Annotated in this window: 14 protein-coding genes and 1 pseudogene; 11 read left to right on the forward strand and 4 right to left on the reverse strand. The window is 64.1% G+C overall.

Going from position 1 to position 14,305, the window contains the following annotated elements:
• The first annotated feature begins 50 nt into the window (after window positions 1-50).
• The gene (locus AC1RRC_RS24670; RefSeq protein WP_493058194.1) at window positions 51-2,084 is read left to right on the forward strand and encodes an oxidoreductase; all 2,034 of its coding nucleotides are present in this window, start codon (window positions 51-53) and stop codon (window positions 2,082-2,084) included.
• Window positions 2,085-2,097: 13 nt separating this feature from the next.
• A complete protein-coding gene (locus tag AC1RRC_RS24675; RefSeq protein ID WP_493058195.1) occupies window positions 2,098-2,526 on the forward strand; it encodes a nuclear transport factor 2 family protein in 429 nt (142 codons plus the stop codon).
• A gap of 173 nt (window positions 2,527-2,699) precedes the next feature.
• On the opposite strand, the gene AC1RRC_RS24680 is transcribed toward AC1RRC_RS24675, so the two are convergent.
• Window positions 2,700-3,644, reverse strand: a complete 945-nt coding sequence (locus AC1RRC_RS24680) for a fatty acid desaturase family protein (RefSeq protein ID WP_493058196.1) — start codon at window positions 3,642-3,644, stop codon at window positions 2,700-2,702.
• A 114-nt stretch (window positions 3,645-3,758) separates the two neighbouring features.
• Between AC1RRC_RS24680 and AC1RRC_RS24685 the strand changes: the two genes are divergently transcribed.
• The 5 genes and pseudogenes from AC1RRC_RS24685 to AC1RRC_RS24705 all read left to right on the forward strand — a co-directional run bounded on the left by AC1RRC_RS24685 (window position 3,759) and on the right by AC1RRC_RS24705 (window position 8,471).
• A complete protein-coding gene (locus AC1RRC_RS24685) occupies window positions 3,759-4,760 on the forward strand; it encodes a GlxA family transcriptional regulator (protein ID WP_493058197.1) in 1,002 nt (333 codons plus the stop codon).
• A pseudogene (locus AC1RRC_RS24690) lies at window positions 4,733-5,473 on the forward strand (YoaK family protein); the annotation flags it as partial. The gene AC1RRC_RS24685 and the pseudogene AC1RRC_RS24690, both read left to right, overlap by 28 nt.
• 175 nt (window positions 5,474-5,648) lie before the next feature.
• The gene (locus AC1RRC_RS24695) at window positions 5,649-7,445 is read left to right on the forward strand and encodes a DUF885 domain-containing protein (RefSeq protein ID WP_493058198.1); all 1,797 of its coding nucleotides are present in this window, start codon (window positions 5,649-5,651) and stop codon (window positions 7,443-7,445) included.
• 121 nt (window positions 7,446-7,566) lie between these two features.
• A complete protein-coding gene (locus AC1RRC_RS24700) occupies window positions 7,567-8,175 on the forward strand; it encodes a DUF1579 family protein (RefSeq protein WP_493058199.1) in 609 nt (202 codons plus the stop codon).
• Window positions 8,176-8,255: 80 nt separating this feature from the next.
• A complete protein-coding gene (locus tag AC1RRC_RS24705; RefSeq protein ID WP_493058200.1) occupies window positions 8,256-8,471 on the forward strand; it encodes a hypothetical protein in 216 nt (71 codons plus the stop codon).
• 10 nt (window positions 8,472-8,481) lie between these two features.
• Here the strand turns inward: AC1RRC_RS24705 and AC1RRC_RS24710 are convergent, their stop codons facing one another.
• Window positions 8,482-8,880 (reverse strand): nuclear transport factor 2 family protein, encoded by a 399-nt coding sequence (locus AC1RRC_RS24710; protein ID WP_493058201.1) that lies wholly within the window; start codon window positions 8,878-8,880, stop codon window positions 8,482-8,484.
• Between the two features lie 63 nt (window positions 8,881-8,943).
• Window positions 8,944-9,288 carry a zinc ribbon domain-containing protein YjdM gene (locus AC1RRC_RS24715; RefSeq protein ID WP_493058202.1) on the reverse strand — a complete coding sequence of 115 codons (345 nt, stop codon included), beginning with the start codon at window positions 9,286-9,288 and terminating at the stop codon, window positions 8,944-8,946.
• A 194-nt stretch (window positions 9,289-9,482) separates the two neighbouring features.
• Here AC1RRC_RS24715 and AC1RRC_RS24720 point away from each other — a divergent pair, with 194 nt between their 5' ends.
• Window positions 9,483-10,796, forward strand: coding sequence for a GGDEF domain-containing protein (locus AC1RRC_RS24720; RefSeq protein WP_493058203.1), 1,314 nt, complete (start codon window positions 9,483-9,485; stop codon window positions 10,794-10,796).
• Here the strand turns inward: AC1RRC_RS24720 and AC1RRC_RS24725 are convergent, their stop codons facing one another.
• On the reverse strand, window positions 10,797-11,534 hold the full coding sequence (locus AC1RRC_RS24725; RefSeq protein ID WP_493058204.1) for a hypothetical protein: 738 nt from the start codon (window positions 11,532-11,534) through the stop codon (window positions 10,797-10,799).
• Between the two features lie 57 nt (window positions 11,535-11,591).
• On the opposite strand from AC1RRC_RS24725, the gene AC1RRC_RS24730 reads away from it, so the two are divergent.
• The 3 genes from AC1RRC_RS24730 to AC1RRC_RS24740 are packed head-to-tail and all read left to right on the forward strand — an operon-like array spanning window position 11,592 to window position 14,304.
• Window positions 11,592-12,929: a sensor histidine kinase gene (locus AC1RRC_RS24730; RefSeq protein ID WP_493058205.1), complete on the forward strand. Its 1,338-nt coding sequence runs from the start codon at window positions 11,592-11,594 to the stop codon at window positions 12,927-12,929.
• Window positions 12,926-13,585 (forward strand): response regulator, encoded by a 660-nt coding sequence (locus AC1RRC_RS24735; protein ID WP_493058206.1) that lies wholly within the window; start codon window positions 12,926-12,928, stop codon window positions 13,583-13,585. Before AC1RRC_RS24730 ends, AC1RRC_RS24735 begins: the two co-directional genes overlap by 4 nt.
• The gene (locus AC1RRC_RS24740; RefSeq protein WP_493058207.1) at window positions 13,585-14,304 is read left to right on the forward strand and encodes a MipA/OmpV family protein; all 720 of its coding nucleotides are present in this window, start codon (window positions 13,585-13,587) and stop codon (window positions 14,302-14,304) included. Before AC1RRC_RS24735 ends, AC1RRC_RS24740 begins: the two co-directional genes overlap by 1 nt.
• Window position 14,305 lies beyond the last annotated feature (1 nt).

Genomic DNA, 14,305 nt, shown 5'->3' on the forward strand with positions numbered 1-14,305 from the left:
ACCACGGCGCAATCTTAACACTGATAAGTTCACACTGAGGAGTTCACCCGATGGCTACGACTTACCCGCACCTGCTGGCACCGCTGGACCTGGGTTTCACCACGTTGAAAAACCGCGTATTGATGGGCTCCATGCACACCGGCCTGGAAGAAACGCCGAACGGCTATGAACGCATGGCGGCGTTCTTTGCCGAGCGCGCGCGCGGCGGTGTGGGCCTGATCGTCACGGGCGGCATTGCGCCGAACGTGGAAGGCGGCGTGTACGCGGGGGCGGCCAAGCTGACCACCAGCGACGAAGCGCAGCAGCACAGTATCGTCACGCGCGCCGTGCATGAAGCGGGCGGCAAGATCTGCATGCAGATTCTGCACGCGGGCCGCTATGCGTACAGCCCGAAAGCGGTTTCCTCGAGCGCGGCGCAATCGCCGATCACGCCGTTCGCGCCGCGCGAACTCGACGAAGACGGCATTGAAAAGCAGATCGCCGACTTCGTCACCTGCGCCACCCTGGCGCGCGAAGCGGGCTACGACGGCGTGGAAATCATGGGTTCCGAAGGCTACTTCATCAACCAGTTCATTGCCGCGCAAGTCAACCAGCGCACCGACCGCTGGGGCGGCAGCCTGGAAAACCGCCTGCGTTTGCCAATCGAGATCGTGTCGCGCGTACGCGCCGCCGTCGGCAAGGATTTCATCATTATTTACCGCCTGTCGATGCTGGACCTGGTCGAAGGCGGCAGCAACTGGGATGAAGTGGTAACCCTGGCGAAAGCCATCGAACAGGCCGGCGCCACCATTATCAATACCGGCATCGGCTGGCACGAGGCGCGCATTCCCACCATCGCCACCAAGGTGCCGCGCGCGGCCTTCACCAAGGTCACCGCCAAGCTGCGCGGCGTGGTTGGCATTCCACTGGTGGCGACCAACCGCATCAACACGCCGGAAGTGGCGGAACAGGTGCTGGCCGAGGGCGATGCCGACATGGTGTCGATGGCCCGTCCATTCCTGGCTGATGCCGACTTCGTCAACAAGGCGGCGCAAGGCCGCGCCGATGAAATCAATACTTGCATCGGCTGCAACCAGGCGTGCCTGGACCACACGTTCAGCGGCAAGATCACCAGCTGCCTGGTGAATCCGCGCGCCTGCCACGAAACCGAACTGCAATACATCCCCGTCACGCAAGTGAAAAAAGTCGCGGTGGTCGGCGCCGGTCCCGCGGGCCTGGCGGCAGCCACCGTGGCGGCCGAGCGCGGCCACCAGGTCACCTTGTTCGACGGCGCCGCGGAAATCGGCGGCCAGTTCAATGTGGCCAAGCGCATTCCCGGCAAGGAAGAGTTTTATGAAACGCTGCGCTACTTCGGCCGCAAGCTCGAGACCACCGGCGTCGACGTGCGCCTGAACACCCGTGTCTCGGCGCAAGAGCTGGCGCAGGGCGGCTTTGACGACATCGTGCTGGCCACCGGTATCGCGCCGCGCACGCCGGGCATTCCCGGCATCGATCACCCGAAAGTCATCAGCTACCTCGATGCGATCCTGGGCCGCAAGGAAGTGGGCAAGAGCGTGGCCGTGATCGGCGCGGGCGGCATCGGTTTCGACGTGTCGGAATTGATCACGCACCAGGGCGTCTCGACCAGCCAGGACCGCGACGCGTTCTGGAAAGAGTGGGGCATCGATACCGCGCTGGAAGCGCGCGGCGGCGTGGCGGGCATTGCCGCCCAGCCGCATCCGTCGCCGCGCCAGGTGTTCCTGCTGCAGCGCAAGGAACAGAAAGTCGGCGCGCAACTGGGCAAGACCACCGGCTGGATCCACCGCGCGGGCTTGCAGAAAAAGAAGGTCAAGATGCTCAGCTCGGTCGAATACCTGAATATCGACGATGCCGGCCTGCACGTGCGCGTGGCGGGCGGCGAACCGCAAGTGTTGCCGGTCGATACCGTGATCGTGTGCGCGGGCCAGGACCCGCTGCGCGAATTGCAGGAGGCGCTGGTGGCGGCAGGCCAGAGCGTGCACCTGGTGGGCGGCGCCGACGTGGCGGCGGAACTGGACGCCAAGCGCGCCATCAACCAGGGTTCGCGCGTCGCGGCGGCGATCTGACCGGGAGGACGGCATGGCTGAACTGCAATTGAAGGACGCGGCGGCCGCCGCGCTGCAGCAGTGGCACGCGATGGTGGCGGCGCGCGACCTCGCGCCGCTGCCGGACATGCTGTCGCCGTCGGTGGTGTTCCGTTCGCCGATGGCGCACACGCCCTATCCGGGGCCGCAGGTGACCGCCATGATCCTCGGCACCGTCATTAACGTGTTCGAGGGCTTTACTTATCACCGCGAACTGGCCAGCGCCGACGGCTTGTCCGTGGTGCTGGAATTCTCGGCCTCGGTGCATGGCAAGGAATTAAAAGGGATCGACATGATCCGCTTCGATGACGACGGCAAGATCGTGGAATTCGAAGTGATGGTGCGCCCGCTGTCCGGCTTGCAGGCGCTCGGTGATGAAATGGGCAGGCGGCTGGCGCCGATGCTGGCGAAGATGAAGGGGTGAGTGGCGTTTATTGCGTGCTGACCGGTGCTGCGTGTGCCCATGGTGACGCATGCACGGCGGCTTCGCTGGCGCGAAACCGCCCTACGCGATAGCCGTCCACGATATCTTCACAAGCTCGTAGGGCGGCTTTCACAAAGCCGCCATGCGTGATCAGCCGCGATGCTGGCGAGGGATCACGCCATATTGTCAAAGATACTGCGCGGCCCCTTGCCCTGTCCACGCTGCACGGCGGCGGCGCCCGCCGTGGCCGTGCACCGTTTTACCACGGCCCACAGCGAAGGCGCCACGCACGCGGCGCCGTCGTAATAGCCGCGTTGCGCCAACAACTGGTGGAATTCGCGCAAGCGGTACGATGGCACCGCCGCCGACAGGTGGTGTTCAACGTGATAATGCACACTGTTCGGCGTCACCAGCAGGCGCGTCAGCGGACCGGACAAGGTGGTGCCGACGCTGAGGCGCGGATCGCGCGACAGCAGGTCGGGCACGCCGCCATGTTCGCTCATCACGCGCAGGCGCACCAGCAGCGGAAACACGAACAACTGCCCCAGCCACCAGCACCAATACACTTCCGGCGCCCCCGCCAGCCATAAGGCGCCCAGCAGCAGGCCGTGCGCCAGCAGGAAGGGCGCGCCGTTTTCCCTTTCAAATCCTTTCAGCTGGTACCCGATGTTTTTCAAGCCATTGACGCCCGACACGTCGCGCGCGAGTTTGCGCAACAGGCTGGCGCGGCTGGCGGGATAACCGGCGACAAAACCGTGGTCGGGGTCCTGTTCCGTACCGGCCAGCCGGTGGTGTTCCAGGTGGCCCTTGCGGTAGCGGGCAAACGACAAGTTCGGCAGCGCCGCGAACAGCCATTTGCCGGCCCATTCGTTGAGGCGGCGCGACGGGAAATACGCCAGGTGGCAGGCGTCGTGCGCCAGCACGCCGAGCGCCTGCGCGCGCCCGGCCAGCACGACGGCGGCAACGGCCCACGCCACGGGATGGCGCCACAGCACGGGCAAGGCAAAGGCGGCCGCCACGATGCCATAGTTGACTGCCACGCCCCGCCACGCGCGCCAGGCGGACGTGACGGACAATTGCTTCAATTCTTCTTTGCTGATGAGGTCGGGACGGGCCATTGCATGCTCCATGAAGGTGATGCAACCATGCTAGCGAAGCGGCAAGGCCGATGAGCATATAATTCAGCCAGCTTTCATGCATTTTCAGCCAACCCCAACCACCCCAGCCACCCCATGCCCCAGCCGCCGGTACCCGTCGCCCTGTATGCCGATGCCGATTGCTGGCTGGGCAGTATTTATTTGATCCGCGAATTGCTGGCGGTGGCGGGCACCTTGCAGCGCGGCCCGGCGCTGTTTGACGTGACAGTGGTGGGGCCCTCCAGCGCACCGGTCGCGTCCTTCACGGGGCAGGCCTTGACGCCGGAGGTGGGGCTTGATGCGGGGCTGGACGCCACGCCACCGCCCCAGGTGATTTTCCTGCCCGCGTTTTATGTCGCGGACCGGGGCCGGCGTCCGGTCAGTCCTGCGCTGAAGGCGTGGCTGCAACGGGCGTATGCGGCGGGCGCGATTATCGTGGCCATCACCAGCAGTGTGCGCCTGCTGGCGGAAGCCGGCTTGCTGGACGGGCGCGAAGCGGCGTGCAATCCGGCGGATTTGCCGACCCTGCGCAACCATTATCCGGCCATCCACTGTTTGCCGGAAGCGCCGCTGGTGATCGATGGCCGGATTGTGACGGCCGCCAGCATCAATCCCGCCATCGATGCCTGCGCCTACCTGGTCGCGCATTTTTATGGCGACAAGGCGGCGCGCAAGCTGGCGCACTTTGCCAATTCCACGCAGCAGCCCAGTTATGGACAATTCGCGCTGGCCAGCGCCGCCTGGCGCCAGCACCCGGATGAACGCATCCGCCAGGCCCAGGCGTATATCGAGCGCCAGTTCATGCAGGCGTTGACGGTGCCGGAAGTGGCGCGCCGGGCCTCGATGAGCGAGCGTAATTTCAACCGCCGCTTCACGGCGGCGGTCGGCATGCCGCCGGCGCGCTACATCACGCGCTGCCGCATCGAACACGCGAAGCAACTGCTTTCCCGGGAGCGGATGCCAATCTTGACCGTGGCGCTGCAGTGCGGGTTCAATGATGAAAACGCGTTCCGGCGCGCATTCCGCCAATGGTGCGGGGTGGCGCCGGGCGTTTTCCAGAAAGGAACCGCATGCCGATCGACTATATCCGCAGCCTGACAGGCGCGCAGCGCGGCGCCGCCGGCAACCGCCATCTCGGCATCGCGCTGGCATTCGTGGCCGGCGCCGCCAATGCGGGCGGCTTCCTGGCGGTGCGCCAATATACGTCGCACATGACGGGCATTGTTTCCGCGATGGCGGACAACCTTGCCCTGGGCGCGGCCGACCTGGCGCTGGACGGCCTGGGCGCGCTGCTGTCGTTCCTGGCCGGCGCCGCCTGTTCCGCCATCATGGTCAATTTTGCGCGGCGCCATCAGCTGCACAGCACCTATGCCTTGCCGCTGCTGGTGGAAGCGGTGCTGTTGCTGGGCTTTGGCATGCTGGGCGCGCGGCTGGCGCAAATCGACTGGCTGTTCATCCCCGTTACGGTGATGCTGCTGTGCTTCACGATGGGGCTGCAAAACGCCGTCATCACCAAACTCTCCAATGCGGAAATCCGCACCACCCACATCACCGGGCTGATGACCGATATCGGCATCGAGCTGGGCAAGATGGTGTACTGGAATGCCGCCCCCGGCATGCCCCGGGTGCGGGCGGACCACGCCCGGCTGCGCATTTTGCTGGCGCTGGCCGGGGCGTTTTTCGTCGGCGGGGTGGGGGGAGCGCTGTGCTTTGCGCGGATCGGCTATGGCGCCACCATCTTGCTGGCGCTGATCCTGGTCATCCTGGCGATCGTGCCGGTGTTCGATGATGCGCGCGCCGCCTGGCGCAAAATGGGCGGGCCGCGCGGCAAATCCTCTTAAAACGCGCGAAAACGTCATTTCAGTGCCGTTTTTTTACCATCTGTCGCATGGGGCTTTCTTGCCATGCGGCCGATTCCTATACTTTGTCAGCGTTTTACCCAACGCAGGGGAGATGTTGTCCTAACAATCACAACGAAAGAATCCGATGCAGAAACCGAACTGGAAATCCAAAGCCATGCTGGGCGCCATTACCCTGGCGTTTGCCTCCCTGGCTGGCAGCGCCGCTGCCGCCGAACCAGCGTGGGTTGCCAAGAGCAACGACAATGCCAAGCTGCTGCTGAACGTGATGGCCAAGTATTCGCCGGAAAGCGCCAGTTCGCTGGGTGTGGATGGCTACGACGAACTGATTACCGACATGTCGCGCGACCTGTATGACGCCAGCGTCAAGGATACTCGCGCCGTGGTGGCGGAACTGCAAAAACGCCTGAAAGCGGAAACCGACCCGAAGATCAAACAAGACCTGGAAATCCTGATCAACGCGGCCAATGAAAACCTGGTCAGCAATGCGCTGCAGCGCAAGCTGATGCTGCCGTACCAGGATTTGAACCGCTTGCTGTTCGGCGTGGTGCGCCAGATGCTCGATCCGCGCATCCCGAAAGAGCGCCAGAAAACCCTGCTGGTGCGCCTGCAAAAGTATGCCGGCCTGGCCAAGGGCTACCGCCCGATCACGGAACTGGCTGAAGACCGCCTGAACGAGCGCCTGAAAGCCAACCCGAAACTGCTGGGCCCATTCAAAGGCCAGGTCGAACAGTCGCTCAACGATGCGCCGGCCATGATCAAAGGCATCAAGGACTTGCTGGCCAAGAGCGGCCTGGAAGGCTGGGAGCCGACTTATGCGGCGCTGGAAAAGCAGCTGACCGCGTACAACGATAATGTGCGCAAGCAAATCCTGCCGCGCGCCCGCACCGACCACCGCCTGCCGCCGGAACTGTATGCCGACAACCTGAAACAGTTTGGCGTCGATATCAGCCCGCAGGAATTGATTTCCAAGGCGCTGACGTCGTTCTCGGAAATCCGCAACCAGATGAACATCACGGCTGGCCTGCTGGCCAAGGAACGCAATTTGCCGAACGCGGATTACCGCTTCGTCATGAAAGAGTTGAAGAAACAGCAAATCCCGATCGATAACGTGATGCCGCTGTACCAGGAGCGCCTGGCGCAGCTGGAAGCGTCGGTGCGGGAACAAAACGTGGTGACCCTGCCGGACCGCAAGGCCGTGATCCGCCTGGCGTCGCCGGCGGAAAACGCCGCCCAGCCGGCCCCGCACATGAACCCGCCGCGCCTGGTTGGCAACACGGGTGAATATGGCGAATTCGTGCTGACCACCGGCATGCCGCCGGACGCGTCCGGCAAAGCCAAGGTGTTTGACGATTTCACCCACCAGGCCGGCACCTGGACCCTGACCGCGCACGAAGCGCGTCCGGGCCATGAACTGCAATTCGCCAAGATGATCGAGACCGGCGTGTCCACCGCGCGCGGCGTGTTCGCCTTCAACAGCGTCAACGTGGAAGGCTGGGCCCTGTACGCGGAAGCGGAAATGCAGCCATACGAACCGCTGGACGGCCAACTGTTCGCCCTGCAAGCCCGCATGCAGCGCGCCGCGCGCGCCTTCCTCGACCCGATGGTCAACCTCGGCGAAATTTCGCCGGAGGGCGTGAAGTCGTTCCTGATGGATGAAGTGGGCTTGTCCGAAGGCATGGCGACGCAGGAAATGCAGCGCTACACGTTCCGCGCGCCGGGCCAGGCGACCTCGTACTTCTATGGCTACCAGCGCCTGATGGAAACCCGCCAGGCCGCCGAAGTGGCGCTGCGCACCAAGTTCGACCGCAAGGCGTTCAACGACTTCGTGCTGGCCCAGGGCCTGGTGCCGCCAGCGCTGCTGCGCAAGGCCGTGATGGAAGAGTTTGTGCCGGGACGGAACCAGGGCGTGGCGCAGAAGTAATACCGGCTGCCAGGTGGTGAAAAGGAAGCGGAGTGATCCGCTTCCTTTTTTATTTATTGTGTGCCGCACCATCGGTGCTTACAATGGTTTTCTCACCACTCTGCGGAACAGGAGCTTTCAAATGAAGCGCAACCGTATCGTGCAGTCTTGGGTAGCCGGGGCCGGCCTTTGCCTGGCCAGCGTTGTGTGGGCGGCGGATCCGCCCAAAGCGGCGGCGCCCAGCGCCGCGGAAAAAGCCATGTGGGACAAGATGGCGCAGGCCGGGACCCCCGGCGAGGCGCATAAAAAGCTGGAACCGCTGGTCGGCAAGTTCACTGTCAAGTCGAAATCCTGGATGGACCCTGCCAAGCCGCCGGAAGAAAGCAATGGCTCGTCCGAGCGCAAATGGATCATGGGCGGGCGCTACATCGAAGAGCATTACCAGGGCACGTATGGCGGCCAGCCGTTTACCGGCATGGGGCTGCAGGGCTATGACAACGTGACGAAAAAATACTTTGGCACGTGGATGGATTCCGGCAGCACCAGCATGACCATGGCGCGCGGCGCGATGAGCGGCAACGCCATCAAATACCAGGGCATGATGTCCGACCCGGTCAGCGGCAAGGAAGTGCCGTACACCATGACCACCACCATCACCGGCAACGACAGCCACAAGGTGGAAATGTGGGGTCCGGGGCCGGGCGGCAAGGACATGAAATGGATGGAACTGGTGTATACACGGGCAAAGTAAGCCGCTGAAGTATGCTGGCGAGGGGCGGCTGCGGTTATAGTGTCGCCTTTCAATACCAGCGCAGCCGCACGGAGCAACCGATGACTTACGAAGAATACCTCGATGAAGTAACCACCCTGATGGTGGAAAAATACGACCTGGCGGACAAGGCCGCCATCAAGATCGTGGTCGATGCGCAGGATGCCGAGTTCTTCGTCAAGCATGACGACGACAAGCGCCTGCGCAATATCGACCAGGCGCACAAGGATGCGAAAACGCTGTACCTGGCCGCCACCGGCAAAGGCAAGAAAGCGTAAGCGCGAGGGGTCAGCGGTACGCGGCCTCCGCCAGGTGGGTGTCGAGGAATTCCCGCAGCGCCGTGACTTTGCCGTCACGGACGGTAAACACGTGCACCCAGTCACTTGCAAATCGCTTGCCAGTGGCGCGTACGGTAAAACTGTAATGGCCCAGCACCACCACGCGCGGGCCCTGCGCAATGTATTCCATCGGCTGGAACTCGTTGACTTCCTGCGCCGCGCCCATTTGCTCAAAGAATTCCATCACGCGCCCGCAGCCATGGCGCCGCCCAGTGAACGGGGCGCCTGGCACGTCCGGCAATTCCCATGAAATGTCGTCGGCAAAATACGACTTCAGGCTGCCGATGTCACCTTGCTGGAAGGCGTCGTAGCACTGCTTGACGACGTTGACGTTGGCTTGCTCGTCCATGGTGGCCTCTCGGAGTCGGTGGGGGGACTTCCAGTATTGCCGGGCGAGGGGGGAAACTCAAGGTCAGGCTTTACGCACGAACTCCGTCTTCAGGCCCATCTGGCCAAAGCCTTCGATCTTGCAGTCGATGTCGTGGTCGCCATCGACCAGGCGGATATTTTTTACCTTGGTGCCTTGCTTGACGGTGCCGCCGCCGCCCTTGAGTTTCAAATCCTTGATGACGACCACGGTGTCGCCATCCTGCAGCACGTTGCCGGACGCGTCGCGCCAGACGCGCGCCGTGTCGGTTGGCGCGTCGGCGCCGGCCACCGGCCATTCATGCGCGCACTCGGGGCAGACGTATTGGCCCATGCCGTCTTCATAGGTGAGGGTGGAAGAACATTGCGGGCAAGGAGGCAGGGCGGACATGGGATTCACGTTGGGATAAGGAAACCCGGAATTGTATCAGGTGCGCCGTGGCTGTAACTTCGGGTTTTGTACCGCTGCGGAATGCTGTTTCGCGTGGCCTTTCCGGCACGAAAATAGAACGTTGGTGCTGCGCAGTTTGTATTTCTTGTGTAAGGTGTTGCCAAGCCCGGTAACCCTTTTGAAAGCAACCCAGCATGGCCAGTGAAGCACCGCTCTACAAGAATCAGGTAATGCTGTTGTCGCAGAGTTTCTTTATCAAGGATAACCAGGCCGAACTGCAGTTGCACGCGCACAAATACGATTTCGACATCCGGTTTTTCAACGAAGTGCGCGATTTCGTCGAGGCGGTGGTGTGCGACCGGGGCCACAGCCTGTTCGTGATCGATCTTGACGCCCTGCACAACATGCAGTCGGACATGGCCGACAGCCGCAAGACCCTGATGCTGGGCGAATTGCTGCAGCGCCTGCCGAGCGACCAGAGCTATGTCTATCTGCAGAGTGCGCGCCAGGGCGGCCGCTTCCTGCTGCAACAGCGCCTGGTCGACAGCAATTGCCTCGCATATGCGGAAAAACCGATCGCCAACGATGTGCTGGTCGATAAATTGTTTAACTTGTTTGTCCAGCGCAAACGGGGCGATCTGGTGCGTTTGATGTACCTGGGCGAACCGGTTGGCCTGGACGACGGCGCGCTGATGCATCGCCGGGTCGAGGTGGTCCACCATGCCGATGCGCAGACCCTGCACTTGCGCGTCAAGGAATTGCAGCCCGATATCGTGCTGATCACGGACGCGGAATATGCGCGCACCGAAGCCATCGTGCGGGTCCTGAAGAAAAACATCGAAGCCGACCCGGTGCGGGAAATCATGCTGCTGCAGCGCCAGCCCGATGCCGCCGTCACGGCGCGCGCGCTGGCGTCCGGCTTTGACGACATCCTGCTGTTGACCGATCCCGGCGTGCTGGCCTCGCAACTGGTCAACCGCGCCAACAAAATCCGCATCAACAAGGACTTGATCGGTAAGGACCGCGCCACCGGCCTGCTGAACAAGATCGGGCTGCAAAAGAAGGCGCAGGATTTGATCCGCCGCGCCGCGCGGGAAAACGTGCCGCTGGCCTTTGGCGTGGTCGATATCGACAAATTCAAGACCATCAACGATACCTGGGGCCATTACTTCGGCGATATCGTCATCAAGCGCCTGGCGCTGACCCTGGCGCCCCATATCGGCGAAGACGATTTATTGAGCCGTTTCGGTGGCGAGGAATTCGTCATGGTGTTCTGGAATTGCACGCTGGAGCAGGGCTGGCAAAAGATGGATGCGATGCGCCAGGTCTTCGGTGCGATCCCGTTCGAAGTCAAACCAGGCGATGCGCGCCACTTCTCGTTCAGCGGCGGCGTGGCGGCCTATCCCGACCACAAGACGGAAAACGAATTGTTCCTGCGCGCGGATGCCATGCTGTATGAAGCCAAGCAGGGCGGGCGTAACCGCATTTGCCAGCGGCCCGGGACGTAATCAGTCGTAGACCGTGCCCACGCCCAGCGGCTTGCTGCGCGTGACGATGTCGCCGGCCGCCGGCCGCTCCGCAAAGCGCACCACGGCAAGGCGGTACTGGCCCATGGTGGCATTCTCAAACGGATATCCGGTTTCCAGTGGCAGCGGCGCCAGCGTGCCGGCCGCATCGCGGTAAAACACTTCCGGCGCCGGTCCGGCCAGCGGGTACACGAACTTCACGCCGGCGCATTGCTTGCCGATCAGCCGCAAACGGTAGCCGGATGCGCGCTGTGCGCCGATCAACTGTTCGCAGGCTTCGCGCAACGCGGCCACGCGGTAGACGCCGTCGTCGCGCTCGCGGATGGAGTAGCGGCCACTGAACTGGTAATGTCCCTTTTGGCGGTTCAGGCGCAGCACCGCGTCTTCGTCGTAGGCCTGCTTCAGCATCGGCAAGGTGGCGCGGCCCAGCGCATCGACGGCAATCGCCAACTTCACGCTTTCGCCTTCGAGCTGCAACTGCAAGCCTTCCATTGGCACGTCCGGGGTATTGGGACGGATCTGCATGTGGGCCTGGATCAGCGGGCGCGTTTTCAAATACGGTTCGAAGAAACGCACCGCCTTGTAGGCGTGGCGGTAGCTATGCCATTCCGCGTCGCGCTGGGCGGGGATGGCGATGGTGGGCACGTCGGCGGCCGCAGTGGACAGCGGTAGCAGCAGCGGCAGTAGCACCAGGGCAGGGTTCAGCGGATTCTTGAGCATAGGCCGCGATTCTACGGTATGACCGGCCGGGCGGCGCCCTGCCGGAAGTCATGGGGCATGACTTCCGGCACTTTGCCGGTGGTGATGGCGCGCGTAGAATGGCCGCCCATGATTGCCACCCATCGTTACCCTGCGGCCGCGCTGGCTGCCTGCCTGATTTTCGGCGTGCTGGAACTGAACGCGCCATGGATTGCCGGTCCGTTCCGGGCCGAGATGCGCCACCCGGCTGGCTTGCTGGCGGACTATGCCGCCAGCCTGTTGGCGCCGCCCCCATCATTGCTGCGCGCCGGCTCCGACCGGCAGGTGCTGGCTTACTGGCTGTTCCTCGGCGGGCAAACGATGCTGATCGCCACGTTCACCGGCCTGCTGTGGTGGCGCATCCGTCCGGGACTGGCGCGTACGCGGCGGTGCGATACGGCCCTGGCATCGGCCCTGCTGGTCATTGCCGTGGCGATCGATTCACTGGCCTTCCACCTGGTGCTGGCCACCGCGCTGGCGGCGCTGCTGCCGCCGCGCCGCGCATGGCGCTGGCTGGCAGTCATGCTGGTGCTGGGAGTCTGCGTGGATATCGGGATGCTGGCGACGGTGCGCGCCAACATGAATGACCGCTACCTGCTGGCGGTGCTGGGAACGCTTACGTTTGAACGCAGTATCCTGCTGCTGGGCGCCGCCATCGCGTGGCTGGCCCGGCAGGAGCAGGCGGGGCGGGTACGCTTGGCCGCGTCGCACGCGCAATTGCGCGCCACCCAGTCGCTGCTGGCGGACACGGTGCGCACCTCGGAGCGCATGCGCATTGCACGCGATTTGCACGACGCGGTCGGCCACCACCTGACGGCGCTCAACCTGCACCTGGACCTGGCCATGCGCCAGTCGGAGGGCCGGCAGCCCGGCGCGCTGGTGACGGCGCGTGAACTGGGGCAATCGCTGCTGGCGGAAGTGCGCAGCGTGGTCAGCGCGGAGCGCGAAGAGCAGGGCGTCAACCTGCGCCAGGCGCTGGAGTTGCTGTGCGCGGGCATCCCGTCGCCCGCCATCGCGCTCAGCGTGGACCGCCGCGCCGATGCCTGCCCGCCTGCCGTCGCCCACACGCTGCTGTACTGCGTCCAGGAAGCCATCACGAACGCGGTACGCCATGCCGGTGCAAGCCGGCTGGCCATCGCCATCCGCACCAGCGAGCAAGGCGTGGCCGCGCACGTATCAGACGATGGCCGGGGCAGCGGCGCCGCGCCGGAAGGCAATGGCTTGTCCGGCATGCGTGAACGGCTGGCCGCGCAGGGCGGCACGCTGCGGGTCGGCAATGGCGCTGGCGATCTCTCCGGCGCGGCCGGCAACCACCCAGGGCGGCTGCGCGGCTACTGGCTGGACATGTCGCTGCCATTCACTGGAGCGTCGTCATGATCCGCGTGATCCTGGTCGATGACCAGATGCTGGTACGCAGCGGCATCCGTGGCTTGCTGGACTTGACGCCGGACATCCGCGTGGTGGCCGAAGCGGCCGATGGCGAGGAAGCGGCGCAGGTGGTGGCGCGGATGATGGCGCAGCTGATGGAGCAAGACAGAGCCGACGTGCTGCTGCTCGATGTGCGCATGCCCAACTGCAGCGGCATTGAATTGCTGCGGCGCGAACAGGGCCGCCTGCCCCCGACCATCCTGCTGACCACCTTCGATGACGATGAAGCGCTGCTCGACGGCATGCGGGCCGGCGCGCGCGGCTTCCTGCTGAAGGACATTTCACTGGAACGGCTGGCCGACGGCATCCGCAGCGTGGCGGCAGGGGCGACGCTGTTCCGTCCCGCGCTGACCGAACGCACCCGTGCCGCTTATGAAAAGCCGGCCGCCGCCACGGCGCAGGCAACGGTGGCGGCGGCATTGACCAGCCGCGAAACGGAAATCCTCGCGCTGATGGCGGCCGGCATGAACAACGCGGAAATCGGCCAGGCGCTGGGCCCCAGCGAAGGCACCATCAAGAACCACGTCTCCAGCATCCTGTCCAAACTGGGCGTGCGTGACCGCGTGCGCGCGGTGCTGCGCGGCCTGGAACTGGGGCACATCTGATGAAGCTGGTCATCGCATGCATGGCCTGCCTGTTGCAGGCCCCGGCCTGGGCGCAATTCGGTGACGGCCTGATGCCGGAAGGAACAATGGAGATGACCGTGTCGGCCGCGTTGGGCAGTGGGCCGGTGCGCCCTGGCAGCGCGGCGCGTTCAGCTTTCCTGCTGCCGCAAATTCACGCGGAATGGAGCAACGGTGTCTTCATCGATGGCCTGGCTGCCGGCATCAAGCTGTCGCCCGACCCGTTGCTGCAATTCGGGCCGCTGTTTTCCCTTAACCTCGGGGCGCAGCGTACCAATGGCAGCCGTGGCGGTGTGCGGCCGGTGTTCGGCGCCTTTGTCAATTTCACGCCTTTCCAGGAATTGACCTTGCACGCGCACGCGGTGGCCCCGGCAGGCAGGGATGGTCAAGGTGTGCTGCTGAACTTGAATGCCGGTACCCACACCATGCTGGCGCCGCGCCATGTGCTCGCTGGTGGCATCGGCGTGAACCTGGCGGACGCCGGCTATATGCAATCGGAGTTCGGCGCAGGGCAGCACCGCCCAGCCGGTGGCGTGCGCGATGTATTTGCCGCCGCGCGCTGGCAGTGGCAAATGAGCCGAAAATTCACGCTGACGGCGGCGCTGCAGGTCAGCGTGCTGCAGGGCGGCGCCGCCGCCAGCCCGCGCACGGCGCAGCGCACCGGCATCACCCACTGGCTGGCGCTCGGGTACAGCTATTGAG

It is taken from the genome of Pseudoduganella sp. GW821-FHT12E03, from assembly GCF_058807115.1.

Coding starts and splice junctions, on each gene's coding strand:
- AC1RRC_RS24670 (WP_493058194.1), top strand. CDS start 51: ATGGCTACGACTTACCCGCACCTGCTGGCACCGCTGGACCTGGGTTTC.
- AC1RRC_RS24730 (WP_493058205.1), top strand. CDS start 11,592: ATGACTTCCGGCACTTTGCCGGTGGTGATGGCGCGCGTAGAATGGCCG.
- AC1RRC_RS24735 (WP_493058206.1), top strand. CDS start 12,926: ATGATCCGCGTGATCCTGGTCGATGACCAGATGCTGGTACGCAGCGGC.
- AC1RRC_RS24725 (WP_493058204.1), bottom strand. CDS start 11,534: ATGCTCAAGAATCCGCTGAACCCTGCCCTGGTGCTACTGCCGCTGCTG.
- AC1RRC_RS24710 (WP_493058201.1), bottom strand. CDS start 8,880: ATGGACGAGCAAGCCAACGTCAACGTCGTCAAGCAGTGCTACGACGCC.
- AC1RRC_RS24680 (WP_493058196.1), bottom strand. CDS start 3,644: ATGGCCCGTCCCGACCTCATCAGCAAAGAAGAATTGAAGCAATTGTCC.
- AC1RRC_RS24695 (WP_493058198.1), top strand. CDS start 5,649: ATGCAGAAACCGAACTGGAAATCCAAAGCCATGCTGGGCGCCATTACC.
- AC1RRC_RS24740 (WP_493058207.1), top strand. CDS start 13,585: ATGAAGCTGGTCATCGCATGCATGGCCTGCCTGTTGCAGGCCCCGGCC.
- AC1RRC_RS24685 (WP_493058197.1), top strand. CDS start 3,759: ATGCCCCAGCCGCCGGTACCCGTCGCCCTGTATGCCGATGCCGATTGC.
- AC1RRC_RS24675 (WP_493058195.1), top strand. CDS start 2,098: ATGGCTGAACTGCAATTGAAGGACGCGGCGGCCGCCGCGCTGCAGCAG.
- AC1RRC_RS24715 (WP_493058202.1), bottom strand. CDS start 9,288: ATGTCCGCCCTGCCTCCTTGCCCGCAATGTTCTTCCACCCTCACCTAT.
- AC1RRC_RS24720 (WP_493058203.1), top strand. CDS start 9,483: ATGGCCAGTGAAGCACCGCTCTACAAGAATCAGGTAATGCTGTTGTCG.
- AC1RRC_RS24705 (WP_493058200.1), top strand. CDS start 8,256: ATGACTTACGAAGAATACCTCGATGAAGTAACCACCCTGATGGTGGAA.
- AC1RRC_RS24700 (WP_493058199.1), top strand. CDS start 7,567: ATGAAGCGCAACCGTATCGTGCAGTCTTGGGTAGCCGGGGCCGGCCTT.